23 protein-coding genes are annotated in these 25703 nt (G+C 58.2%); 4 read left to right on the top strand and 19 right to left on the bottom strand.

Annotated features, from left to right (window positions below; genetic code table 11):
• Positions 1-6: 6 nt before the first annotated feature.
• Complete coding sequence (locus C8D90_RS00215; protein WP_115456419.1) at positions 7-549, bottom strand: YfaZ family outer membrane protein; 543 nt, start codon at positions 547-549, stop codon at positions 7-9.
• Positions 550-931: 382 nt separating this feature from the next.
• On the opposite strand from C8D90_RS00215, the gene C8D90_RS00210 reads away from it, so the two are divergent.
• Positions 932-2368, top strand: a complete 1437-nt coding sequence (locus C8D90_RS00210; protein ID WP_115456418.1) for a catalase — start codon at positions 932-934, stop codon at positions 2366-2368.
• On the opposite strand, the gene C8D90_RS22350 is transcribed toward C8D90_RS00210, so the two are convergent.
• On the bottom strand, positions 2356-2487 hold the full coding sequence (locus C8D90_RS22350) for a hypothetical protein (RefSeq protein ID WP_260503136.1): 132 nt from the start codon (positions 2485-2487) through the stop codon (positions 2356-2358). The genes C8D90_RS00210 and C8D90_RS22350 overlap by 13 nt on opposite strands.
• A gap of 37 nt (positions 2488-2524) precedes the next feature.
• On the opposite strand from C8D90_RS22350, the gene C8D90_RS00205 reads away from it, so the two are divergent.
• Positions 2525-3454 carry a DUF7916 family protein gene (locus C8D90_RS00205; RefSeq protein WP_115456417.1) on the top strand — a complete coding sequence of 310 codons (930 nt, stop codon included), beginning with the start codon at positions 2525-2527 and terminating at the stop codon, positions 3452-3454.
• Positions 3455-3776: 322 nt separating this feature from the next.
• On the opposite strand, the gene menE is transcribed toward C8D90_RS00205, so the two are convergent.
• The 15 genes from menE to hybO form a co-directional block, all read right to left on the bottom strand.
• Entirely contained in the window at positions 3777-5147 is a 1371-nt protein-coding gene (menE, locus tag C8D90_RS00200; RefSeq protein ID WP_115456416.1) for an o-succinylbenzoate--CoA ligase, read from the bottom strand.
• The gene (gene menC, locus C8D90_RS00195) at positions 5135-6106 is read right to left on the bottom strand and encodes an o-succinylbenzoate synthase (RefSeq protein WP_115456414.1); all 972 of its coding nucleotides are present in this window, start codon (positions 6104-6106) and stop codon (positions 5135-5137) included. The genes menE and menC overlap by 13 nt, the downstream gene beginning before the upstream one ends.
• Positions 6106-6963 carry a 1,4-dihydroxy-2-naphthoyl-CoA synthase gene (gene menB / locus C8D90_RS00190; protein WP_115456413.1) on the bottom strand — a complete coding sequence of 286 codons (858 nt, stop codon included), beginning with the start codon at positions 6961-6963 and terminating at the stop codon, positions 6106-6108. The genes menC and menB overlap by 1 nt, the downstream gene beginning before the upstream one ends.
• Before the next feature lie 23 nt (positions 6964-6986).
• Positions 6987-7784: a 2-succinyl-6-hydroxy-2,4-cyclohexadiene-1-carboxylate synthase gene (gene menH / locus C8D90_RS00185; RefSeq protein ID WP_115456411.1), complete on the bottom strand. Its 798-nt coding sequence runs from the start codon at positions 7782-7784 to the stop codon at positions 6987-6989.
• Positions 7784-9463: a 2-succinyl-5-enolpyruvyl-6-hydroxy-3-cyclohexene-1-carboxylic-acid synthase gene (gene menD, locus C8D90_RS00180; protein WP_115456409.1), complete on the bottom strand. Its 1680-nt coding sequence runs from the start codon at positions 9461-9463 to the stop codon at positions 7784-7786. The genes menH and menD overlap by 1 nt, the downstream gene beginning before the upstream one ends.
• Positions 9464-9759: 296 nt before the next feature.
• The gene (gene menF / locus C8D90_RS00175) at positions 9760-11082 is read right to left on the bottom strand and encodes an isochorismate synthase MenF (RefSeq protein WP_230472925.1); all 1323 of its coding nucleotides are present in this window, start codon (positions 11080-11082) and stop codon (positions 9760-9762) included.
• Between the two features lie 192 nt (positions 11083-11274).
• Complete coding sequence (locus tag C8D90_RS00170) at positions 11275-11760, bottom strand: DUF1097 domain-containing protein (RefSeq protein ID WP_115456406.1); 486 nt, start codon at positions 11758-11760, stop codon at positions 11275-11277.
• 221 nt (positions 11761-11981) lie between these two features.
• Positions 11982-12260, bottom strand: coding sequence for a hypothetical protein (locus C8D90_RS00165; RefSeq protein WP_115456404.1), 279 nt, complete (start codon positions 12258-12260; stop codon positions 11982-11984).
• A gap of 290 nt (positions 12261-12550) precedes the next feature.
• Positions 12551-13306, bottom strand: coding sequence for a hypothetical protein (locus C8D90_RS00160; protein ID WP_115456402.1), 756 nt, complete (start codon positions 13304-13306; stop codon positions 12551-12553).
• Between the two features lie 138 nt (positions 13307-13444).
• The gene (hybE, locus tag C8D90_RS00155; protein WP_115456401.1) at positions 13445-13936 is read right to left on the bottom strand and encodes a hydrogenase-2 assembly chaperone; all 492 of its coding nucleotides are present in this window, start codon (positions 13934-13936) and stop codon (positions 13445-13447) included.
• On the bottom strand, positions 13929-14420 hold the full coding sequence (locus tag C8D90_RS00150) for a HyaD/HybD family hydrogenase maturation endopeptidase (RefSeq protein WP_115456400.1): 492 nt from the start codon (positions 14418-14420) through the stop codon (positions 13929-13931). The genes hybE and C8D90_RS00150 overlap by 8 nt, the downstream gene beginning before the upstream one ends.
• Positions 14420-16123 carry a hydrogenase 2 large subunit gene (gene hybC / locus C8D90_RS00145; protein WP_115456398.1) on the bottom strand — a complete coding sequence of 568 codons (1704 nt, stop codon included), beginning with the start codon at positions 16121-16123 and terminating at the stop codon, positions 14420-14422. Before hybC ends, C8D90_RS00150 begins: the two co-directional genes overlap by 1 nt.
• On the bottom strand, positions 16120-17310 hold the full coding sequence (hybB, locus tag C8D90_RS00140) for a Ni/Fe-hydrogenase cytochrome b subunit (RefSeq protein ID WP_115456397.1): 1191 nt from the start codon (positions 17308-17310) through the stop codon (positions 16120-16122). The genes hybC and hybB overlap by 4 nt, the downstream gene beginning before the upstream one ends.
• A complete protein-coding gene (hybA, locus tag C8D90_RS00135) occupies positions 17303-18280 on the bottom strand; it encodes a hydrogenase 2 operon protein HybA (protein ID WP_115456395.1) in 978 nt (325 codons plus the stop codon). Before hybA ends, hybB begins: the two co-directional genes overlap by 8 nt.
• A 3-nt stretch (positions 18281-18283) precedes the next feature.
• Positions 18284-19408, bottom strand: coding sequence for a hydrogenase 2 small subunit (hybO, locus tag C8D90_RS00130; protein WP_115456393.1), 1125 nt, complete (start codon positions 19406-19408; stop codon positions 18284-18286).
• Positions 19409-19852: 444 nt separating this feature from the next.
• Between hybO and C8D90_RS00125 the strand changes: the two genes are divergently transcribed.
• Positions 19853-20380, top strand: a complete 528-nt coding sequence (locus tag C8D90_RS00125) for a cytochrome b (RefSeq protein ID WP_115456391.1) — start codon at positions 19853-19855, stop codon at positions 20378-20380.
• 71 nt (positions 20381-20451) lie between these two features.
• Here the strand turns inward: C8D90_RS00125 and C8D90_RS00120 are convergent, their stop codons facing one another.
• Both C8D90_RS00120 and C8D90_RS00115 read right to left on the bottom strand, forming a co-directional pair.
• Entirely contained in the window at positions 20452-22815 is a 2364-nt protein-coding gene (locus C8D90_RS00120) for a glycoside hydrolase family 31 protein (protein WP_115456390.1), read from the bottom strand.
• Positions 22816-22884: 69 nt separating this feature from the next.
• Complete coding sequence (locus C8D90_RS00115; protein ID WP_115456388.1) at positions 22885-24192, bottom strand: MFS transporter; 1308 nt, start codon at positions 24190-24192, stop codon at positions 22885-22887.
• Positions 24193-24536: 344 nt separating this feature from the next.
• Here C8D90_RS00115 and C8D90_RS00110 point away from each other — a divergent pair, with 344 nt between their 5' ends.
• A complete protein-coding gene (locus C8D90_RS00110) occupies positions 24537-25607 on the top strand; it encodes a LacI family DNA-binding transcriptional regulator (RefSeq protein ID WP_115456386.1) in 1071 nt (356 codons plus the stop codon).
• The last annotated feature ends 96 nt before the right edge of the window (positions 25608-25703 follow it).

The raw sequence follows: 25703 nt of genomic DNA, 5'->3' as shown, positions 1-25703 counted from the left end.
CCGGTATCAGAAACCAACGCCGACGCCGAAGTACGGGCCGTCGGCCAGCACGTTATCACGGCTGCCGTCTTTACCTTCCATTTCCATATAGCGATAGCCCACGTCCACGCTCACCGGGCGCATAATAGTCCAGCGCAGCCCGCCGCTTGCTTCCCGGTAGCTGTTTACGCCACTGGAAAGTGAATCCGGCGCATAGTATCCGCTGCCGTAGAGCGAAAAACCATGCGACAGCGGCAACTGTAAACCGCCGCCCACGGCGGCGGCATAACCTTCATCGCCCTGATCCGGGTTCAGATACAGCGCCTTTCCGCCAACGGAAGCCATAAACGGCCCCAAAGGCACGTTAAGCCCCAATCCTAACCCGGCGACATCGCCGTCATTATCGCTGTGCGCCCAGCTCAGGGTGGAATACAACCCGCTGCTGCCGGTGCCGAATCCGGCTTCCACGTTGGTGTAGTGTTCGCCCGCCTGCCCGCTGATTTCTACCGCGCCCGCCTGTGCCGTCAAAAACAACGCGGCGCACGCACAACCGCACAACAATTTGTTCATTCATATTTCCTTTAGTTTAGATACGATTATCTTCAATTTTGGACAACAGAATTTTAGACCAGGAATGACGGCATAAAAGGCATAGTTTGCTAAAAATTTCACTGAAAATTCACTGAATTGTAAGTAATGATAAACCACTATATTGATAATAAGTTTTAACGATGGAGTTAATAACCCTGCTCTATTTGCGTGAAATCATAAACAGGTTTACTACTATTGATTAGATTAGTTCCTCAGCTATCGTTTCATAATGGTAACCAAAGGGACGTACGACGTAAGACAGGAGTAGTTCGTTGACTCATCATCCCTCATTTTGCGGGCTGCGGCGTTGCCGGCCGCACCCCGAAAAACGCAGGGATTCATCACTGTGAAGGAGCAAGCAATGAGCAAGAAAGGGTTAACTACGGGTGCCGGTGCACCGGTCGTTGATAATAACAACGTCATCACCGCCGGCCCGCGCGGACCTATGTTGCTGCAGGACGTTTGGTTTCTGGAAAAATTGGCGCACTTTGACCGCGAGGTCATCCCCGAGCGCCGTATGCACGCCAAAGGTTCCGGCGCTTACGGTACATTTACGGTCACCCACGACATTACCAAATACACCCGGGCTAAAATCTTCTCCGAAATCGGCAAGCAAACTCCGCTGTTCGTTCGTTTCTCCACCGTAGCGGGTGAGCGCGGCGCCGCCGACGCCGAACGTGACATCCGTGGCTTCGCCATCAAGTTTTATACCGAGGAAGGAAACTGGGACATGGTCGGCAACGACACCCCGGTTTTCTACCTGCGCGACCCGCTGAAATTCCCCGACCTGAACCACGTGGTAAAACGCTGCCCGCACACCAACCTGCGCAGCCCGACCTATAAGTGGGACTTTTTTTCGCAGTTGCCGGAATCCTTCCACCAGTTGACGATCGACTTCAGCGACCGCGGCCTGCCTAAGTCTTACCGCCACATGCATGGTTTCGGCAGCCACACCTTCAGCTTTATCAACGCCAACAACGAGCGCTACTGGGTGAAATTCCACTTCCGCTGCCAGCAGGGCATCCAAAACCTGATGGACGACGAAGCGGAACAGCTGATCGGTAAAGATCGCGAAAGTTCACAGCGCGACCTGTACGAAGCCATTGAGCGCAAAGATTACCCGCGCTGGCTGCTTCAGGTTCAGATCATGCCGGAAAAAGAGGCATCAACCGTGCCGTACAACCCGTTCGATCTGACCAAGGTCTGGCCTCACAAAGACTACCCGCTGATCGATGTCGGCTATTTTGAGCTGAACCGTAATCCGGACAACTACTTCTCCGAAGTTGAGCAGGTTGCGATGAACCCGGGCAACGTCGTCCCCGGCATCAGCTTCTCGCCGGACAAGATGTTGCAGGGGCGTTTGTTCTCCTACGGGGACGCGCACCGTTACCGTCTGGGCGTCAACCATCATCAGATCCCGGTTAACGCGCCGAAATGCCCGTTCCACAACTACCACCGCGACGGCGCCATGCGCGTTGACGGCAACAGCGGCAACGGCGCGACCTACGAGCCGAATAGCTTCGGGGTATTCCAGGAGCAGCCGGACTTCAGCGAACCGCCGTTAAGCATTGAGGGCGCGGCCGATCACTGGAATCACCGTGAAGACGACGATTACTACACGCAGCCGCGCGCGCTGTACAACCTGCTGAGCGACGCAGAGCATCAGCGCATGTACCAGCGTATCGCCGGTGAACTGAGCCAGGTTCCGGAAGAAATCCGCCAGCGCGCGCTGGGGCATTTCGAGAAGATCCACCCGGAATACGCGGCAGGGATCGTCAAAGCCCTTCAGGCAATGTAATCCTCCGCAACATCCGTTAATGAAGGGGCCGCAATGCGGCCTCTTTTTTCTTCTTTTGCGTAAAATGCTGAACATTCCCGGCCAAGCCATTCACTATTAATTCCTGTTTTATCTTGCATACTAATGACTCCGCTATTTCCCGGATAAGGACTCATCATGCATAAACGCTACCTCGACTGTAATGCTTCCGAACTCGCCGCCATCGGCAAAGCCGACCTGCTCGACGCCATCCGCGCCAGCGAAGGCAGGCTTATCGTCAGTGAAACCATCGGCACCGTACAACCTATGCTGATGACGATTACCAACGCAGAACTGGCTGCCAGCCAGGGCGCGGACCTGATACTGCTGAACGTATTTGATGCGAACAACCCGGTGGTCAACGGCCTCCCTGCCGGCACGCCGCCGGATCAGGCGATCGCTGAGTTAAAAAGACTGACCGGACGGGTTATCGGTGTGAATCTGGAACCGGTGGAGCCTGGCTACCGGGGCGATCATGAAGAAGAAGTATGGCGCATGGTGCCGGGCCGCCTGGCGACGCCGGAGAATGCCGCTCGCCTGGCGGAAATGGGCGCGGGCTTCATCCTGCTGACCGGCAACCCGGGCAACGGCATCAGCAACCGGGAAATCACCCACAGCCTGCGCGCCATTCATCAGGCAGTGGGCGACCGCCTGGTCCTGATTGCCGGTAAAATGCACGCGGCGGGCATCCTGAGCGAAGCGGCGGAAAACATCATCACCCGCGACGACATCAACGAATTCGCCGCCAATGGCGCAGACATCATTTTATTACCGGCGCCGGGAACCGTACCGGGCATCAGCACGGAATACGTCCGGGAACTGGTAACGCACGCCCACTCACTGGGCGTAATGACGCTGACCGCCATAGGAACATCGCAGGAAGGCGCCGACACGGAAACCATCCGCCAAATCGCCCTGATGAGCAAAATGACCGGCACCGACCTCCACCACCTGGGAGACGCAGGATACATCGGCGTCGCACTACCGGAAAATATCTTTACCTACGGACTGGCGATTCGGGGAAGAAGACACACCTATGCAAGAATGGCGAGATCGGTAAGAAGATAAAACTAAGGCCCAGAGCAACGAAAGAAGCCATCCCCAAAGCCTATGGCCTCATCTCCCGCCGACGAGCACGCCAGGCCAGCACGAGCCGCAGGGATGCGGCGAGAGGACGGTAACGAGGCAGGGACTGCCGATTACCGTCCGGTGCGTCGGGCCTGGCGCGCGCAGGAGGGCACCGGCGAAGCCGGCGGGGGATGCCGGCCCGCACCCGGGGCGCGGGAGTGCAGAGGGTGGCCGCCCAGCCACCCTTTGCCCGGCCGCCCGCAGCAGAACCCCATGCAGCTCAAAAGCCACCGGCGGCCGGAACCTACTCCCCTCTCAGAGATCAATCTTCACACTCCCCCTTAACCCACTCCCTCACCAACCGTCTGGAAACCTTAATCCCCCCGCCCTTCAACACCTCCGGCAACACAAACCACCTCACCGGCATCTGAAACCGCGCCACGCGCCCACTCAGCCACCCGGCCAGTTCCCCAACCTCAACATCCCCTTCCACAACCGCCACCGGCCGCTGCCCGAATTCCTCATCCGCCACCGGTACCACAAAAACCTGCGTCACCTGCGGATGCTGCATCAGCACGCGCTCAATATCTTCCGGCTGAATCCCTTCTCCTCCGCTGAAGAACAGATTATCCATCCGGCCAACGATACGAAGTTCTCCGGCCTCCATCACGCCGCGGTCCCGGGTCGCAAACCACCCGTCAGAGTCAGAAATCGGAATCAAATGCCCGTCACGCCAGTAACCCGACGCCATATTCTCGCCGCGCAGAAAAATTTCACCGTTAACCAGCTTCATCTCCCTGCCCGGCAGCGGCAACCCCACCCCCGGCAGCGCATCGGCGCGCTTCGCACACACGGTTGATGCCATCTCCGTCAGCCCGTAGCCGCACCAGCAGCGGATGCCCCGCGCTTCGGCCTGCTCAACCAGATCAACCGGAATCATCGCGCCGCCCAGCAATACCGCTTTCAGCGACAGCGCATCGCCACTGTGCCCCAGCAAACGCCAAAGCTGCGTCGGCACCAGCGAAGCATGGGTGCATCCCCGTAATGCCTCATCCAGCGGATGCATATCCCGCAGCGCCAAAACGCCGCCCGCCAGCAACCAACGCCAGATAATACCCTGGCCGGAAACGTGAAACAGCGGCAGGGAAAGCAGCCAGGTATCTTCTGCGGTGAAGGTCATCATCGCCAGCACGCCGCGCGCGCTGCTCAGGTGAGCATGGAAGCTGTGGGCCGCGGCCTTCGGCATGCCGCTGGAGCCGGAAGTCAGCGTCAGCGTCGCCAGTCGCTCGGCGCGCCATTCCGGTAATTCCGCCGCCCCGTCAGCCTGCGCAGAAAGCAACGTCAGAGGCACCGGCCAGGCATACCCCACTTCGGTGCAATAACCGTGTGTTACATTCAGGTCCGGCAACAATTCAGTGAGCAGGGAAGCGGGCAACTGCGGATTCAGCGGCAATACCCTGGCGCCGCATTGCAGCACCGCCAGATAGGTCAACAGCACATCGGTGCTGTTTTTACCACGCACGGCCACGGTATCGCTGGGCCGTACTCCCTGAAAAGCGAACCCCGCCGCCCGGCGGGTAATTTCATCACTCAGCGCGCGCCAGCTCACGGCACGCGCGCCGTCCAGCAAGGCCGTGCGCTCAGGGGCCTGTTCCGCCCATGCGCGCCACGGCCAGTTCATCAACTGCGCCATATCACGTCCAGAGAATCAACGTCCGCAACGGGCAGCGTGCTGTCCGGCCAACGGCGCAGCAACTGAGACTGCATCAAAGACAACGTATCCAACCCCGGCACCGTCTGCGGCGTAAGCCAGGCGGCGATGCGGGCTAATTGGGTCAGCGCCAGGCTGGACTCAATGGAGGAACTGATCACCGCGTCCAATCCGGCCCGGTGAGCCTGTTCGATCAGGTCACGACAGCGTTGCAGGCTGCCGGTCAGCGTCGGCTTAATAACGATCGCCGCCACACCCTCCTCCGCTTCAACGCGGAAATCCGTCTCCCGCACGCTTTCGTCCCAGGCGATGGCAATGCCGGTAGCCCTGGCGAAATCCCGTGATTCGTCGCGGGTTTTGCATGGCTCCTCCAGAAACGCAATGCGATCGCGCCAAGCCGCGTTTACGTATTTGGCGAAGCCGTCCGCTTTAACCCGCGTCCAGCTGCGGTTGGCGTCAAGGCGCAGCTTCAGATCCGGCATGGCCTCCAGCAACAAATTCACCACCATGCCGTCACGCACCGCTTCATACAGGCCGACCTTCATCTTGGCGACTTTTTCACCGGGCAGCGCCTGCAAAACCGCAAACAGTTCGTCCGGATCGCCGGTACACAGCGGCGCCTTGCGGTAATCCGCCGTTTCCGGCAGCGTCCCCGCCAGTTCCGCCAACGCACAGCTCACGCCGAACGCCACCGACGGCAGCGCATTGTCCTGCAGCGTCTCACCGGCGGCCCAGCGCCGGGCGTCGTCCAGCAATGCCTGCTGCGCCTCGTCCAGCGTTTCAGGGCTGAACTCCGGCAACGGGGCGATTTCGCCCCATCCTTCACGCCCGTCGTCATTCAGCCGGAGCAGCAACCCATCGCGGGTTTTCAGCCGCTGGTTGCGCAGAATGACGCCCGCCTCCATCGGCAGGCTGTAACGATAGATACTTACCTGACGCATTACGGGTTACGCTTGAATTTAGAGAAGTCCGGCTGACGTTTTTCATTAAAGGCGTTGCGGCCTTCCTGACCTTCGTCAGTCATGTAGAACAGCATGGTGGCGTTGCCGGCCAGTTCCTGCAAGCCAGCCTGTCCGTCACAGTCGGCGTTCAGCGCCGCCTTCAGGCAACGCAGCGCCATCGGGCTGTTGCGCAGCATTTCGCGACACCAGCGTACGGTTTCTTTTTCCAGATCCGCCAACGGCACCACGGTATTCACCAGGCCCATGTCCAGCGCCTGCTGCGCATCGTACTGACGGCACAGGAACCAGATTTCACGCGCTTTCTTCTGGCCGACGATACGAGCCATATAAGACGCGCCCCAGCCGCCGTCAAAAGAACCGACTTTCGGCCCCGTCTGGCCGAAAATGGCGTTGTCCGCGGCGATGGTCAGATCGCACATCATATGCAGTACGTGGCCGCCGCCGATGGAGTACCCGGCTACCGCCGCCACAACCGGCTTCGGACAAGTACGGATCTGACGCTGAAAATCCAGCACATTCAGGTGATGCACACCGCTGTCGTCCTGATAGCCGCCGTAATCGCCGCGCACCTTCTGGTCGCCGCCGGAGCAGAACGCCTTGTCGCCGGCGCCGGTCAGCACGATCACGCCGATACCGTCGTCATAGCGTGCATCCGCCAGCGCCTGAATCATCTCTTTCACCGTCAGGGGACGAAATGCATTACGCACCTGCGGACGGTTAATGGTGATCCGGGCAATGCCGTCGGTCGATTTATGATAAAGGATATCCTCAAAATCGCCGCTGCAGTCATGCCATTCAACCGGGGCATACAGCTCTTGTTCACTCGGATAAAGCATAGTCAGATTCCTGTGGTGTTTAATCAGAGAGGAACGCGCCCGTCGAACGCGCTCAGAGTAGATAAAAAAGTGTGTAATTGTGCCGCAAACGCCGCCGGATTGGTACGATGGGCGTTATGGCCGGCGCCGGGGATCTCACGCAGCGGGAAGCGATAATCGCCGGCCAACTGGCGGAATTTCGCGTCCTGTTCACCGCAGAAATAGACAAACGGCAGCGCGCTGTCCTGCAACGCCGGCACCAGAAAAGGCTGATTCCCCAGCGACGTCACCATCAGCATTCTCGCCAGCGCCACGCCGTCATTCTCCGCACGCAGCGCCATCAGCGACTGCCGTTCATGATCGCTCAAATCGGCAAACAGCGACTGCTGATACCAGTCCTGCAACACCGTCGTCAGCGGTCCGCGGCTGAAACGTTTAGCCCAGGCCGCATCCTGCTCAAGCCGTGCGTGGCGATCGGCCTCTTCGCTCAGCCCCGGATTGCCGCCTTCAATCACCAGCCCCGCCAGCCCTGCCGGCTGCGGGGAGGAACAGGCGTGAAACATCGCAATACGCCCGCCCAGCGAATAGCCGATCAGGCAATAGCATTCAATTTCGTAATGCGCCAGCGTCGCCCGCAGCAACGCATCAACGTGGGAAAAACTCTCCGCGTTAATCGCCGCGGAGCGCCCGTGCCCCGGCAAATCCGCCAGCAGGTGCGCGCAACCGGGAAAGCGCCCGGCCAGGCCACGCCACTCTTCGCGGCTGCCAAGAAAACCGTGCAGCCACACCAGACAAGGCGCAGGCAGGCCATCCTGCGCAGGAATAAACTCCGCATGCAGCATCACAGGGTATTTACCTTTTTCAGCAACGTTTGCAGCGTTTCGGCGCCCTCGGCGGGCGGCACCTGCAGCTCGATCAGGGTCGTGCCGGTACGCCCCCAGGCCTGTGCCACGCTCTGTTCCAGCTCGTCCCAGCTTTGCGGGCAGGCATAACCGAGGCTGAACATCGCCGCCGCATGGCGGAACTCCACGTTTTGCGGCATCAGGTAGAAACGTTCACGCTCCGCCGCCGGTGTGGGCAGCATAGAGAAAATCGCCCCGCCGTTGTTGTTCACCACGATCAGCACCGTCGGCGCTGAAACGTGGCGCAGCAGCGCCAGGGCATTCAAATCATAGAGTGCGGAGAGATCGCCGACGATCGCCAGCGTCGGTTTCGCCGTGGCGCGCTGAACGCCCGCCAGGGTGGAAATCAATCCATCGATACCGCTGGCCCCGCGATTACTATAGACCGGATACCCGGCCGGCAGTTGCGCGAAAGCGTCGATCAAGCGCACGATCAGGCTGTTGCCGACGAACAGTTGGCCGTTATCCGGCAGCAATACCGGAAGACGCTGCGCCGCCTGCGCTTCGCCAAAACGTGACGCGAGATAGGTCTGCGTACACTGACGCGTACGCGCCGCCAGCTCCGTCAGCTCTGGCGCCCAACCGGCGCGCGGCTGGGCGGGATGCGTCTCCAGCCAGTCCGCAACGCGGGCAACCAGCCGGCGCCCGGCGTGATGCGCCGGATCGCGCCGCCCGTCAAGCGGATCGATCAGCCAGTATTCCTGCGGCGCACAGGCGGCCTGCCACTGTAACAGGCGTTTCCCCGTCAGGCTGTTGCCGAATTGCACCACAATCTGCGCCTGAGCCAGCGTGTCGCGCGCGTCGTCGCGCGCCAGCCAGAGATCAGCGCAGGACAGCGGCTGACCGGTCTGGGAGAGTACGTCGCCGAGCAGCGGCCAGCCAAGTTCCTGCGCCCAGCGCGCCACCCGTACGCCCTCTTCCGCCGTCATACGCCCGGCAACTACCACGCCGCGCTTCTGACGCCAGAGAAACCAATCGGGTTGCTTCATCACCGGCACGGTATTGCGCGGCGTTTCGCGCAGCCACGGCGCGCCTGACTGCCACCAGTCGCCCAGCGCCTGCGACCAGGGGTCGTCCCCGCCCTCATCGTCGCCGTACAACGGTTCGGCAAACGGGCAGTTAACGTGCAGCGCACCGTAATCAAGCCCGGCCATCGCGCTGTCGATGGCGGAAACCAGCCAACGGGCGGGAATGTCGGGGGTCGGGCGCGGCAGGTCCAGCGTCTGACGCGCGTGGGAAGCGAAAATGCCCTGTTGGCGGATTGCCTGATTCGCCCCGCAATCGATAAGCTCCGGCGGACGATCGGCCGTCAGCAACACCAGACGTTCTCCGGTCAGCCCGGCCTCGATCATCGCGGGATACAGGTTGGCGACCGCGGTGCCGGACGTCACGATCACGGCCACCGGCTCGCCTGACGCTTTCGCCAGCCCCAGCGCCAGATGCCCCAGCCCACGCTCGTCGAAATGGGTATGACAAATAAACTGCGCGTTAGCGGCCGCCGCCAGCGTCAGCGGCGTAGAACGGGAACCCGGTGCAATGCAAACATGGCGTACCCCGTGCCGGGTCAATGCTTCCAGCAAAACAGCCGCCCAGCGGCGATTAAAAACACTCGTTGCCATGACACGCTCAATGAATGAAGGTTATTTATCACTTGGTTAAACGGGCGCAATGGCCCGACTTTGAGCTTAGACCATTTACGGAAATGCATTCCGCTCATGAGAAATAAGCCGGCGTCCTGCGTGGGATAATTCCCCCGCAAAATCATAACGTCACCTAATGGATTGTTTTTGAAAAGAAATTATCTTACGCAGACGGGTAATATGTTACACCACCCACCGGATGACTACAATGCAGGGGGTGCGGCCATTCACCCTGGCGTTATCCGCAATCATATTTGGCCGTGCGGACGGAAAAACTACCCGGCGTCGTTATCCAGCAGCGTCCGCAGCCCGGCGGCTTTGCTCTCAATCTCCAGCCACTCTTCCTGCGGATCGGACCCCGCCACGATGCCCGCGCCGGCATACAGATGAATCTGACGCTCCTGAATCAGCGCCGATCGCAGGGCAACGCAAAACTCGGCCCGGTGCAGCGACAGATACCCCGCCGTTCCCGCATACCAACCACGTTCAAACGGTTCTTCATCACGGATAAAGCGCCGCGCCGGTTCGCGCGGCAAACCAGCCACCGCCGCCGTGGGTTGCAGGCGCAACAGGCAGTCGGCGTCATCTTCCTGCAACAGCGTCGCGTGAATAGGCCGGCGCAGATGCTGAACCTTGCGCAAGCGAACGATTTCCGCCGGCATAACGTCCAGCGTCTCCGCGCCGCCCTGCAAACGCTGGCAAATATCGTCCACCACCAGCAGGTTTTCATGCTGGTTTTTGCCGTCGTTCATCAACCAGCGGGCATTCTCCTGCGCCTGTGCGTCGTTCTCGCCGCTCCCCACGGTGCCGGCAAGCGCTTCGGTTTCCAGCGTCAGATGATGGCGGCGATACAGCCGCTCCGGCGATGACCCCAGGAAAGCCTGCTCCGGCGCCAGCGCCAGCATGAAATGGTAGCAACGGTGGTTGACCTGGCGGCTGGCGGCCAGAAACTGCGCCGCATTCAGCGGAGCATCCAGCGTCAGGGTCGTACGGCGCGCCAGCACCACCTTTTCAAAGGCTTTACGGGCGATAGCGTCCAGCGCCTGCCGCAGCAGATCGCACCACGCCTCTTTTTCCGGCTGATGATGCACGTCAGTGACGTTGGCGCGTAACACCGGCAGCGGCTGCGCTGCGCACAGAGATTCCAGCGCGGCCAGCGCCAGCGGAAGATCGTCGCGCAGCGAGGTATCGCTGCAAAGATAAACCACCAGTTCTGCGTTCCCGGCATGGCGAATCAGCGCAATGCGCGGCACGAACAGCAGGCTGTCGAGCGTGCCGAACGCTTCCAGCGTCATCTGATCAAACGCATTCAGCCCCCAGATACGCAGCTCAGGCTCATTGTGCTCACGGATAAAATCCCGCGCCTGGCGGCTGTCGCGAAATGTGCGCACGCTGCCGCACACCGCGGCCTCTTCCGAACCGTCACGCTGACGCCAGTAAAACTGCGGGTACAGCGGCTGTGCGGCCAGCCAGTCGAGCAATAACGCACCGTCCCGCAATGAACAGGGAACGGACACCCGCACCAGCCCCGGCTTGTCCGCCGCAGCCTGGTGTAGTAGCGGGATCGCACGCGCTATCAGGACGGGAATTTGCACCACAACAGCCACCTCTGAAAACACCCGTTCTGTCTGACGCCTTCGCGCTACACGCAGCGGCAACCGACAAAGGAACGGGTTCATGAATAATGAAGTGGGAAATTATACGGTGTAATAGGCAGAAGGAAAGTCACCGCCGGTGTAATTGCGAAGGAAGAACTACCGGCGGATTAAAAAAGAAGCGGTTGCCTGTAATTACCGACTATCGGTCTGCGTCTGAGCGGCGGGCGTTCCTTTACGCGCGGCCAGCCACAGGCCGCCGTTTTTCATCGCGTAGCCGAATACCAGCCCCGTCAGCAGCGATGCCAGCACCAGTACCCACTGTCCGTCGCCGGCAAACGTGGCGCAGGCGCCGATAAAGGTGCCGGGAACGAAGGAAAGCCAGCGCTGCCGGGCCTGAATGCACATCAGGAAAGCCACCACGCCGGTCAGAAAATAACCGGCAAAGGTCCAGTGCGGCTGCAACGCGCCGCCATGGATGATGACCTCGGCCCAAAATACCCCACTGCACAAGGTGCACAGCGATATCACGAAGCCACGGATGCCGCCTTCCGGACAGGCGAAATAAGCGGTGCATCCCATAAAACCAGCCCAGCTCAACAGGCCGAGCGTTATTGCCACCCATCCCCAGATTCCGGAGAGGATGCCGGTTGTCAGCGCAATAGCGACTAATACGTTCATAACGCAGGTTTCTCCGCATTCAAAACGCGCAGTTTAACGACATCCACAACAATAATAGTGATAAAAATCACATAACAGCGCAATAATGATGCAAAAATCACATTTAGCTGGGATTTTTTTCACAAAAAAAGCCTGCCACGGTAATCCGCTGACAGAATCCGGAAACAGAAAAGAAAATGCCGCAGGAGAGTGGCCACCCTGCGGCACGGGCAAAATCAGACTTAACGGCGGTGTGCGCCGCGTTGCCTGAAAGCAAAATAAAGGAATCCCACCACCGCGACGACCGGCACGCCGTACAGCAGGCTGGTTGCGCCGAAATAGATTCTTTCGACGGTATAGGTGTGAGATGAGATAACGGTGATGATAATGCTGAGGAAAATAAAACCGGCAACGCTCATTGCGGCACCGAGCAGACCGGCCATCCAGAATGCCCTTACGGACCGCTGTTCACCGGTATGTGCATGAAAAGAAAACCCTTCATCCTGTCTGGTAGAAGCCATCGCAGAAAATCCTTTTTCTTCGCCTGAAAAAAACCATTACGGTAATACCGTAAACGCCAAAGGCATTATACGCCAATCGCGATTAATCCTAAACAGGGTGAAATTCTTTTTTTTCCGTTTCTGACACGAATAATAGAAATTTAACGCATGACATATTCATGGTAATTATTGCCACATAGGAATGTATCTATCATCAATCAAAACAGGCCAGATTTATCCGGGTTATAATAACTAAAAAACCCGCCGTCGGCATATTACCAAACGGCGGGTTATAAGAAAGGCGGAATGAATTACGGTTTACGGCACGGCGGCGGCGCGTAGCGCCCGCTGTTGCTGGCCGGGAACGCCTGAGGCTGGCAGTCCGGTAACTCTTCCGGTGCGATGGTAAACACCGCCGCGCCAATCACGCCGACGTTATTTACATCGCCGGCCGCGGAATTCGCCGCATAAGCCTCATCCGGCTTCGCAAAACGGAAGGCCGCAACGGCGGAATCGCTCTTGCGGAAGCCTTCAATCAACAACGTCGTGCGCGGGCGCACCAGATAACCGCGCCGCTCCAGCGAGCCGGGCTGCCCGGTCAGTACGTCCAGGCCATCGACCGTAGCAACGATTTCATAGGTTACGCTGTTGCTGCGGTTGTAGAACGCCAACTGATAACGTTCCCCTTCACGCGCATACATTTTATAACCGCCGTCACTGTTGGTCATGATTTTCATATTATTGCCGCGCTCGTCCTGCACACGCATCTCAATATCCGCCAACGGCACGACGGCAAACGTGCTGGCGCCGGAAGGCAGTTTGCCGCCGCTGTAGTAAATCGCGGCGATACGGGTGGGTGAGCTGCTCAGCCGGCTGGCTTCAACGTCCACGACACGGGAATCAATGCTCTCCCCCCACTCCGTGCCCAAACGCTGCTCGGACGTCGGCGCAGACATCTCTGCCGCATCGGCGGCGGCACTGTTTTGGTGGCGCATCGTACTGCACCCCGCCAGCAACAGAATAAGGCTGCTGACCAGAAGTACGCGGCGTTTGAAGGAAGAAATCATAAAGCCTCCTGCCATAAGAAGATCCGTAAACAACAAAGAACACGATATAACCGCGTTTGAGGAATTTTATCAATAACAGTTATCTGAAATTGCCCTTCTCCCGGCGGAAGAAGGGCGATTTCAGGAAAAAGGAAGGGGTTATTGTCCGCGCAAACGGCTGAAAAGCTCGCGGCGGGAAACCGGCGGCCTGCTGCCCGCCTGATCCACCGGCAGAGAAAACAGCATCGTCAGACAGTCGTCCACCAACGCCATCCCCTGCTCCGCACTCAGGGCGGTATCCAGCGGAGACATCAGCGAACAGGAAAGCAGTTGCCCGACCTCCGGCAATTCGCCGATGATAAACGTCATGTCGCCGCGCGGCATCTTCAGCGCCAAACGCTCGCCGACCTCCCGCACCGGCCAGCACTGATCCGGCCCCGGTAACACCACCACGCTCAGCATCCACGGTGTCAGCACGCAGCCGACCCACTGCCCTTCAAACAGCTTCAGCGCCGCATGTACCGGCATTGAAGGATGAAAAAAGGGCAACTCCCGCATCTTTTCGTCGGCAATCGACTGATAAACCGCAATCAGCTGCGTGGAAGGGTCGGTACTGAACCCGGTAATTTCCTCCGGCGCACACTCAGCCATGGCTCACCTCTTTATGCCCGACCTGGCAACCCAGCTGGCGCATCAGGTTGATGATATGCCCCATTGCAACCGGCACCGCGGCCGACACAACCGGCGTCAGCCCGACGTGCGGTTCCAGCGACAGCGGCTCCACGCCGATCAGCGTCAGCCGCGCCGGCGATTCACCGGTCAGGCGTAACGCCGACAGCACGTCGCTCAGCCCGAGCTGGTGCGGCGAAATTTTACGGCTGAACAAGGCCGGAACTTCATCGTCTTCCAGCGTAATGACCGTGCCGGGCGAGTTACCGCTCAACACGGCGTCGGCGACGATGATATGGTCACGGTTGGCCATGTCATCCATCAGTTCCATGCCGGCAGTGCCGCCGTCCAGCAGGGTTACCCCTGCCGGAAAGCGGTAATCCTGTTGCAGGCGCTCGACAATGCGCACGCCCACCGCCTCGTCACTCAACAGCAGATTGCCGATGCCCAGGATCAATATATTCATCACAATACCTTAACCCGGGTGACTTCACCGCCCTTCGTGTCCACCACGTGCACGGCGCACGACATGCAGGGGTCGAAGGAGTGAACGGTACGCACCACTTCCAGCGGCTTATGGACGTCCGCCACCGGCGTACCCACCAACGACAGCTCATACGGGCCAGGCTCGTCGTTGAAGTTACGCGGACCGGAGTTCCAGGTGGTCGGCACCACAGCCTGATAGTTGCCGATTTTGCCGTCCCTGATGACGATCCAGTGCGACAGCATGCCGCGCGGCGCCTCCAGGAAACCAACACCGCGGACTTCTTTATCCTGCGGGATATTCGGCTTGATATAGGCAACCTGGTCGCCCTTGCCGATGTTGTCGATCAGCGCCTGCCACTGCTGCGCCAGCGTATCCTGCATCACGCAGGAGCGTACAGTGCGGCCAACAATGCGTCCCAGGGTGGAATGCAGTTGCTCTACCTGAATTTCCTGCCCGGTCAGCGCCTTGAATACGCCGTTCAGCTCGCTCAGGTGCTTCAGGGTGCCGGGATGCTTCTCTGCGATCTTACACATCAGGTCAGCCAACGGCCCGACTTCCACCACCTTGCCGTAGAACGTCGGTGATTTCACCCAGGAATATTTACCGTCGTCCTGCCAGCCGGTGTAGTTGGGATCGGTCTTACCTTCCCAGGGTTTGAGCGGTGCGTCGTCATGATACCAGGCATGCTTGTTACTCTCAGCGATGCCGTCGATCAGCCACTTGTCGTCATGACTCTTAATCGGGCGATAGGTGGAGAGATCGCCATTCTCAATGTAGCCGCCATTCAGCAGGAAGCTGCCGTTCTTGCCGTCGGTCGGCAGTTCTGGCACGCACAGGTAGTTTTTCGATGTCTGCCCCAGCGAGAGCCACTCAGGGTAGAAAGCGGCAATAACTGCCGTATCGACTTTGTAGACCTGCTCCACGAAGTCGCCCAGACGATCGATGAACATCTTGATATACATCAGACGTTCCAGGTTCAGCACGCTCGGCGCATCCAGGTTGATCGGGTTGGCGACGCCGCCCACGGCCAGGTTCTGGATATGCGGCGACTTACCGCCCAGCACGGCTTCAATACGCGTGGCGTCGCGCTGGCACTCCAGCGCCTGCAAATAGTGCGCCACAGCGATCAGGTTAACTTCCGGCGGCAGCTTCATTGCCGAGTGTCCCCAGTAGCCGTTGGCAAAAATGCCCAACTGCCCGCTGGCAACCAGATCGCGGATCTTCTGCTGCACCTTGGCAAATTCCGCTTCGCTGTTAAGCGACCAGGTGGAAACGCCTTTCAGCATCGCCTCGCACTTCGCCGGATCGGCGTTCAGCGCGGAGGTGATGTCCACCCAGTCCAGCGCCGAGAGCTGATAGAAATGAACGATGTGGTCGTGAAGGGTATGCGCCGCCACGATCAGGTTACGGATATATTGCGCGTTCACCGGCACTTCCGCGCCGATCGCACTTTCCACCGCACGTACCGAAGCGATAGCGTGCGTCGTGGTACATACGCCGCAGATACGCTGGAGAATCATCCATGCGTCACGCGGATCGTACCCCTTAACAATCTCCTCCATCCCGCGCCACATGGTGCCGGAAGCCCACGCTTTGGTGACTTTACCGTCTTCGATTTCACAGTCGATACGCAGGTGGCCCTCAATACGGGTGATGGGGTCAATAGTGATTCTTTGGCTCATACTTTAGCTTTCCCTTGGGCCTGGTGATCTTGATGAACACGTTGCAATGAAGGTAATACCGGCAGCAGTTTAATCAGCAAAATGTACGCTGCCACTTCGATAGCGACGAAGCCAATCGTAATTAATAGTTCTTCCGCTGTCGGGAAATAGTGGTAACCGTTGCCCGGATCGAAGGCAATCAGTGAATAGTTAAGACGCCACAGCGCCGAACCCAGCATCATGCATATCGCCGCCAGGTACAGGCCGCGCGAGTCATTACGCAGGCGGTTGATGAAGATAATCAGCAACGGCAGCGCCAGCAGCGCCGTCTCGCACCAGAACGACAGCGCGTAACGATCGCCGGCGAACAGATATCCTGTCTTACCGCGCCAGATCAGCTCGCCGAAGCGCAACACCAGGAAAATCACCAGGAAAACGCCGGTAAGGCGGATTAACTTGGTAAACAGCGAGCGCTCGTCCGGCCCTTTGCCCCTCAGTCCGGTCTGAACCAACGATCCCTCAAACACGACGACCGAGAAGCCCATGATGAAGGCGGTCAGCACCGACTGCAGCGGCAACAGCTCATAGCTTTGCCACAGCGGATGCACCTTGTAACCGGCCGCGATCATCAGCGAGCCCATAGAGGACTGGTGCATGGTCGGCAGCAGCGCCCCCAGGGCGATGATGAAGAACATCACCTTGTTCAGGCGCTTGAGCGAAACCTTCCAGCCGAAACGCTCCATCAGCGCCGGCGCAAACTCCAGCGCCATCACGCCGATGTAGATCGTCATACACACCGCCGTTTCGAACAGCACCGAGTTGGTGTTGAAGAAGCCGGGAATGTAGAAGTACGGCAGGTTCCAGTAACGGCCGACGTCGATGGTGATGGACAGGCCGCCCAGCGAATAGCCGAACAGGCTGGCCAGCAACGCCGGGCGCACCAGCGGATGATATTCGCCGCGGTTAAAGACGTACACCGCCCAGGCCAGCGCCCAGCCGCCGCAGGCGAAACCGGTGCCGACCAGCAGGTCGAAGGCGATCCAGATACCCCACGGATAGCCGCCGTTCAGGTCGGAAACGGAGCCGAGTCCGAAAATAAGACGTTTGACGATGAAAAAGACGCACAGGAAAATGAACGGCGCCAGGATCATCACCGGCAATGTGGCCAAACGGCCGCCCAGCGGACTGGTCTTGTGATGATCACTCATGGTCGTCACCTCCGTCGTGGTGATCTTTGGTATTGCGGCGTACGGCAACAGACAGCCCGGCCAGCACCACCAGCGGCAGGATCATGCCCTTGTAGAGGGTATGCTGCACGTATTCGGAACGCGCGCCGGTCGACAGTTCAGCCAGCTCCGGCATGCCCAGCTTCTCCATCGGAACGCCGGCCAGCACCATCACCTGCGTTCCGCCGCCCTCTTTCTCGCCGTAAATGTGCGGCTGATAGTTCGGCACTTTGTGCAGGTAAGGATCGTTCTTGTGCAGCGTCTGGCGCGGATAGGCGTACTCACTGCCCGCCTTCGCCGCCAGGCGTTTCTTCGCTTCCGCCAGCAGTTCTTCACGCGTACCGTAAATTACCGCGCCGGTCGGGCACACTTCCACGCAGCCCGGCAACAGGCCTTTGTCCAGGCGCTCCAGTCCTTCCTGGTTGCACAACTGGCACTTATGGATGGCGCCGAACGGGTTGTCGTAGTCGTATTTGGGGATGTCGTACGGACAACCCACCATGCAATAACGACAGCCGGTGCAGACGCTCGGGTCGTAATGCACGATGCCGGTTTTGGGGTTTTTGGTCAGCGCCTGCACCGGGCAAACGGAGACGCAGTTGGGATCAACGCAATGCATACACTGCTTTTTAATGTAGGCATAACCGTTTTCCACCTGATCTTTGTTAACGCCGCTGCCGTCGCTCCACACCTGAATAATGTTATTGGTGAACGGCGTCAGCTTGTCGTTATTCGACCAGGTTTGCTCCCCTTTCGGGTTAATTTCGTTTTTATTCAGCCGCTGGCACTCCGCCACGCAGGCCTGACAGCCGACGCACAGCGTAGAGTCATACAACATACCCAGCGAGCCGGGGATTGGCGGCCGGTTCTCCGCCGCGGCGCGGGCTGTGCCCGTGCTGCCAGCCGTCAGCGCGCCGACGGAGGCAAACTTAAGGAAATTTCGTCTGTTCACGGTTTACTCCTCCCGTGAATCGTGCTGCCCGGGATTCTGCTGCTTTTGCTGACGCCCCAGTTCCCGCACTGCCATCAGGCTCACACCCACCAACGCCCCCAGGGCGCCGCCGATCAGGCCGGTTGCCGTCGGCGAAATGGCGCCGCCTTCCTTGTTTTCCACCGCAGGTTTGTCAACGCGGGGCGTCGGGTTTTCCACGTTAGCCAGCTGGAAAATGCCTTTGGTAAAGCCGATGCCTTTCTCGTTGCAGCCATAGCAGGGATGACCGATGCCTACCGGCCAGATACCGCCGCCGACGTCGCAGAACTCCAGGGTGGAACAGTTACCGTAGGTTTCCGGCCCCTTACAGCCCAGATGGTACAAACACCATCCCTGACGGTGTCCCTCGTCGCCGAACTCTTTGGCGAAACGGCCGGCGTCGAAGTGCGGACGGCGCTCGCAGTTTTCGTGAATCAGGCGTTCGTAGGCGAACAGCGGACGATTCAGCTTATCCATCGCCGGCGCTTTGCCGTAGGTGATGAAGTAAGCGACCGTCGCCAGGAAGTTATGCGGGTTGGGCGGACAGCCCGGGATATTGATGACCGGCTTGCCGAGGGCTTCTTCCAGGCTGACGGCCCCGGTGGGGTTAACGCCGGCCGCGGCTACGCCGCCCCATGCGGCACAGGAACCGATAGCGATCACCGCCGCGGCATCAGCCGCCGCTTTACGGATGTGATCGACGATAGGCTCGCCCGCCACCATGCAATAAATACCGTTGTCTTTCAGCGGGATGGACCCGTCGACAACCAGAACATATTTGCCCTTGTATTTCTCAATGGCGTTGTGTTTATTTTCCTCCGCCTGCTCGCCGAACGCAGCAGACAATACCTCATGATATTCCAGGGAAATGGTATTCAGGATCAGGTTGTCAATGGTCGGGTGAGTTGCACGTAATAATGACTCCGTACAACCGGTGCATTCCTGCGCCCCGATCCAAATAACAGGCGGCCGCTGCTTGCTGGTGATGGCTTGCGCCATCTCCGCTGCGGCCGATTGACTTAATCCCAGTGTTGCAGCCAAACCTGCACAAAGCTTCATAAAATCACGGCGGTTAATTCCGTGACTGGATAAGAAACGGTCCTCTTCCATTCTGTCTCTTCCTGTTGGTTAACACTTATTTTTCTAATTCGGAATATCGCCGGGCCGTACTCCCCTTTCAGAGTTATAAGAGAAAACTGGCAGGGAGTAGCCTGAATGGCTCGGATCTTAAAGAGGCGTGCCAGGTATTGGTTGATCTTTATCAACTTGATAAGACTTATAAGGCGGGGAAAGCCAAATCTGTGAATAAAACCGATTCAGCCTGCTTTTAATCGCACAAAAAGCATACTTATTTAGGGTTAAATTTTGCGCGATATAAATAGTTTCTGGAATTATCTGCGTAAGTAAAAACTTTTACTTACTTTATTAATTGCGAGTTATTCTTATTTGGAAAATAATATATCCGACAAAACAGGTTAATTCCCTTAAGAAATATTTAAGAAATAGAATATATTAATAATCACAACGATGTTATTTTTATAAAGGAAATTCATCATGCAACGCTTCGCGCGCTCCCAGATTTATTTGCACTGGCTCACCCTGCTCCTGATCGCCATTGCCTATGCCGCCATTGAGCTGCGGGATGCATTCTCTGAAGACGGCCCGGTACACGATTTCAGTAAAACCCTGCATTTCAATGCCGGTATTCTGGTGTGGATCCTCATGGCCGTAAGGCTGTACCTGAAGCACCGCTATGCCGATCCGGCTATCGTTCCCCCGCCTCCGCCCTGGCAGATGGCGTTAGCAAAACTGATGCACATGGCGCTTTATGCCACATTCATTGCCCTGCCGGTACTGGGCGTATTGACCCAGCTCTACGGCGGGAAGAATTGGGTGTTTATGGGCATCGACGTGAGCGGGTTTACCCCTGCCGACCGCGGGCTGGCAAGGACGATAAAATCGGTGCATGAAACCTGGGCTAACGTGGGCTACTTTTTGATTGCCGGGCATGCAAGCGCGGCGATTTGGCACCATTACGTACAGCGCGATAATACGCTGAAAAGAATGATGCCGGGGGATTAAAAGCACCGATGTCTTATCCCGGAATACACGGAGGCCGCCAGTCAGGCGGCCTCTTGTGCGATCGGGTTGAATTACAGGACGTAACGGTCCGTTTTCTCTCCGTTGATGAATAACGTACGCGTTTCCTGCTGCGGCAGCACCACGCTGAGTGCTTTCCAGGCAGGCTGATAGTCGCCTTCACGGGTGAAACGGATATCAATGCGCTCGTTAGTGCAACTGATTTCCCAATGCAGCCACAACGCGTGGCCCTGCTTCCAGGCATGGCTTTCGCCGTCATCGTCAAACAGCATGCCTTTGTCCGCGCCGGTCCCCTGATGCGGGTAAAGGAGCAACTCGCGGTTGTCGTCCTGCGCCGCATCGACATGACGCAGACGGTTTGATACCGGCAGCGCAGCGCCGGCGCGCACCAGCAGCGGCAAGCGCTCCAGCGGGGCATCCAGCGTGATGGTCTGACCGCCGCAGAACCATTGGCCGCTGTGGAAATCGTACCAGCCGCCCGCGTTATCCGGCAGATAAACCTGGCGCTCACGGGCACCCGGCTCCACCACGCTGGCAACCAGCACATCACGCCCCAGCAGGAAGTCATCGGTTTCCGCCAGTGTACGGGCATCGTGTTCATGATCGAGGAAGGTCGGGCGCAGCATCGGCTCATCGTCGGCGCACGCCTGCCACAGCAGCGTGTAGAAATAAGGCAGCAGCCGGTAACGCAGCTTAATGGCTTCACGAATGGCCGGCGTGACCGCCGGATACATCCAGGGCTCGTTGACGGTGTGATCGTCATTCCAGGAATGGATGGTAAAACGCGGATGCATCACCCCGTTTTGTACCCAACGCACGAACAGTTCGGCATCCGGCTTATCGCCGGAGAAGCCGCCGACGTCATGGCCGACGTTATACAGCCCTGACAGACTCATCCCCAGCCCCATGCGGGTGTTGTAACGCAGCGTCTGCCAGTTGGTGCGGTTGTCGCCGCTCCAGGTTTGTACGTAGCGCTGCATGCCGGCGCAGCCGGAGCGCGAAATCAGGTACGGTCGCTGTTGCGGCGCAAAGCGCTGCTGCGCCTCCATCGACGCGCGCATCATCAGCAGCGGCATCACCGGGCGGATATGCTTGATCGCGATTTCCTGCCCAAAGCCCTGACAGCGCGCCTCGCCGTCCCACACTTCGAATTCATTGTTGTCGTTCCAGGTTGAACCGATCCCCATCTCCAGCAACTGGCTGGTTACGTTATCCTGCCACCACTTCACCGTCGCCGGGTTGGTGAAATCGAGGTGAGACCCTTCGTCATCCCAGAAACTGGAGCGTTCCGGCGCGTCATGCTCGGAATCGCGAATAAACAGCCCCTGCGCAGCAACCTCCTGATATTTAGGATGATCCTGCAACAGGCATGGTTTGATATTGGCCGCCAGCTTCATACCCGCATCGAGGAAAGCCTGCGACATCACCTTAGGCTGTGGCACTTTGTCGTAGTTCCAGTTGAATACGTAGCGCTTATTGTTGATAGAGGTATACCCGGATGAAAGCTGAAACGAATCACACGGGATATCATGCTGCCGGCACAGCTCGATAAACTTCATCAGTTGATTCTGGGCATCCGGCGCATCGGTATAGTGCATGGTGGAGCCGCTGTACCCCAGGCTCCATTTCGGGCCGAAGAAGGTTTTGCCGGTCAGGCGCACGAAGGCTTTGGTGACATCCAGTACCGACGGCCCGAGGAACAGGTAGTAATCCAGATCGCCCGCCTGCGCTTCATAACGGCGGTAGGCCAGATGGTAGTTATCGATTTCATTGCCCAGATCCAGCCAGCAACTGCTCAGGTTATCGTAAAACAGCCCGAAGCTGGCCCGCTCCCCGCGCGTAATGGTGAACGGAATGTGCTTGTACAGCGGATCGGTCGAGGCCGCGTTATACCCCATCGCATCCAGGTTGCGCATCTCAAAGCGACGCCCGGTGCGGTTCAGATCGCCCGCCTTCTCACCCAGCCCGTAATAGTTTTCTTCTTTATGACGACGCTGATAATGCGCGACTCCGTCGCCGTGCGTGTTCAGCAGATAGGCGCTGGTCGGGCGGTCAGAGGCCAGCGCCTGCCACTCGCCTGCCTCGTCACGGAATTCCCACGCCAGCCACAGCGGGCGGTGAACCGTTACCCGCAGCCGGTCGGTGGAGATCGTCAACCCATGCTCATGCTGATCCAGTTTGAACGCAGGCAGGCTGAACCCTTCGCTGCTTTCACGCGCCCGCCCTTCCCACGGAACATCCTGCTCTGGCGCAATGCTCCATGTCCGCCCCAAAGCCAGCTCGCCGTTACGCTTAATCAAAACGCGGAATAGCGCCGGTTCCAGCACGTAGATGCGAAACAGATGACGGTCATCAACTTTAAGTTCAACGTGATCGCTACCCTGATGATGCAACACCCAATTCTTTAACGTTTTCATAAAAAGCTCTATATGCAGGTCGTCAATGCCCGCGGCGGAGAAAAACGCGCCGCCGCGGAACCGGAAGATTTACGCCGTTTTCGCGGCAGAACGGCGATCCGCCAGGAACATCACCAGGAATATCGCCCCGATAAGGTCGAAGAAGCCCATAGCGACAAACAGCGGGTTAAAGCCGATGCGGTCGGCCATCACGCCGATGATCAAGGAGAAGATGAAGCTGGCGATCCAGGCGCTGGAGCCGCGCATGCCGTTTACCGTCGCCATCTGGTTTTTCTCGAAAGACTCCACCACCAGCGCGCTGAGCATGCAGGAGATCACCTGATGCCCGAAGCCGCCGATCGAGATCAAGATGATGACCATGTACGGGTTTTTCGTCAGCGCGACCAGCGCCAGGGAAAGCATCAGGAAAGCCCCGGTGACCGAACTGGCGATCACTGAGTTCACGCGGGTGCAGCCGAACAGGCGGACGTAGACGCGGGTCAGATAGCCGCTGGCGACGCTGCCCAGGTCGGCGGCGAGGAACGGCAGCCAGGCAAACATGGCGATTTGCTTCAGATCCATGCCCAGCTCTTTGGCGAGATAGAGCGGCACCCAGAAGTTCAGCACCGCCCAGGCCGGCTCCGCCATAAAGGCCGGAATCGCGATACCGTAGAAGCGTTTGTTCTTGCATACGATGCGCAGCGATTTGAAGAACGGAAGCTTCGGCGGCTCCGGCTCATTATCCTGCTTGATCAGCGCCAGTTCTTCGCGGGTCAGGTTGGGGTGTTTCTCCGGAGAATGGTACAACGCCCACCACAGTACAACCCAGATCATCGCCAGGGCGCCGGCGAACAGGAACGCGCCCTGCCAGCCAAAATTGACGTGGGCGATAACGATGATCGGCGGCGCCAGCATCGCGCCGATGGAGAACCCGACGCCAGCCCAACCGGCGGCAATGGGACGCTCTTTTTTAGGGAACCATTCACCCAGGGTTTTGGCGTTAGCCGGCGTGGCTGCTGCTTCGGCGGCCCCCATGAAAAAGCGCAGAATAGCCAGTTGCAGCCAGGTGCCGACCCCCGCGTGCATCAGGCATACCACCGCCCAAATGCTGGCGCAAATCAGGAAGCCGAGCTTCAGGCCAATCACGTCGATCAGCCAACCGCACAACGGCTGAAAAATGGTGTATGCGAGCTGAAACGCGCCCACGATCCAGGAATATTGTTCCGTCGTCATGCCCAGCGAATCTTTCAGCTCCGGCGCCAGAATACCCAGTGAGTTACGGGTGATGTAGTTAACCGTAACGCCCAGCAGGAATAACCCCAGCATCCACCAGCGTAAATTCTTTATCTTCCATTTGCCTTTGACGGTATCGGAGGATTGGTTCATATCGAGACTCATTATTCTCTCCACAGAGTAAGGCGCTCACGGCAAGGTGGTCCGACAGCTTGCGCAGCAACTCCCTGTATTCCGGTTTACCAGAGAAATACGCGACTATCCGTATTCATTCCAATGATTTTAAACCAATTACCTACCACAACCATTTACTACCAAAAAACATAACGGCCTATAATTGGTTTACCAATTCAGCCTAATCGAGTTAAAAACGTGGCGGAATGCAATTTTTTGCAAATAATTTCATGAGATGATGAAGAAATAGACACCTCATACTGATACCCTGCATAAAACAAGGTTATTTTTGGCGTGAAAAAATTTTCATTTTCAACTTTGAAAGAGATCACAAAATGGGCGGAAAGTTAAAAATAGGCGAGATCGCCCGTCAGACAGGGCTTTCAATCAGCACGGTATCGCGCGTTCTGGCCGGGAAGTCGAATACCAGTGATCGGGCCAAACGGCAGGTGATGGCCTGCGCCCGCAGCCAGGGAATACTGAGCGATATGTCGGCCGGTCGCCTGTTGCTGAACAGCATTACGGTGTTCGCGCCGTCGCGGGCCTTTGACGTACGTACCGACGTCTTTTATTACAAGGTTCTTCAGGGCATCAGCCAGGCGCTGGAGCCTCACGAAGTCCGCCTGCGCTACTGCGGGCTGGAAGAGTTCGACAACGACGTCACCCTGTTTCTGGAGAAAATGACCGATCCGTCAACGGAAGCCGCCATGATCGTCGGCATTGACGATCCCCACATTCACGCGCTGGCGGCCGACATCGACAAACCCTGCATTCTGATTAACTGCCGCGATCGCAGCATGAAACTGCCCGGCGTCTCCCCCGACCATCAGCTCATCGGTGAGTTTTCCGCGCATTATTTGTTCGGGCAGGGCCATAAGGACATCCTTTCACTGCTGTGCCTGCGCCGTTACACCATGGAACTGCGGCTGGACGGCATACGCAGTGCTTTTCAGCAACATAACCAACGTTTTGACGAAGAGCATCACCTGCTGACCACGCAGGGGTTCGGTGCGGCCGAGAGCGAAGAAGCGCTCACCCATTGGCTGGAACAGCACCCGACCCCGGAGCGGCCCAGCGTTATCCTTGCCGGTGGGGACTACATGGCCGTCGGCGCCGTCAATGCGCTGCAAAAAGCCGGTTTACGCGTGCCTCATGATATTTCCGTCATGAGCATGGACGGCTTTAACCTGGCCGCCATCCACGACATTCCCCTGACGTCGGTACACGTTCCGCGCGATGAACTGGGCGAGGAAGCGGTTCGCCTGCTGCAACAGCGGCTGATGCGGCCTGACATGCTCCCCGGCAACCTGTTACTGCACGGTAAGCTGGTGGTCAGAGACTCCGTACGCCGCCTCGGCGCCCGTAAAACGTCATTGCCGGAGAAAAGCTTTGGGCTGTATGACTGACAACTCAGCACAATTGGCCTGACAACTTATCGGGCCTGGCATTTTTCGCTCTCTTGCACATACTCAGAGTGACGGTAAAAAATACGGAGATGACGC

This window comes from Enterobacillus tribolii, from assembly GCF_003363015.1.
Classification (GTDB): Bacteria; Pseudomonadota; Gammaproteobacteria; order Enterobacterales; family Enterobacteriaceae; genus Enterobacillus; species Enterobacillus tribolii.
This window is presented reverse-complemented; position numbering and strand designations above follow the sequence as displayed.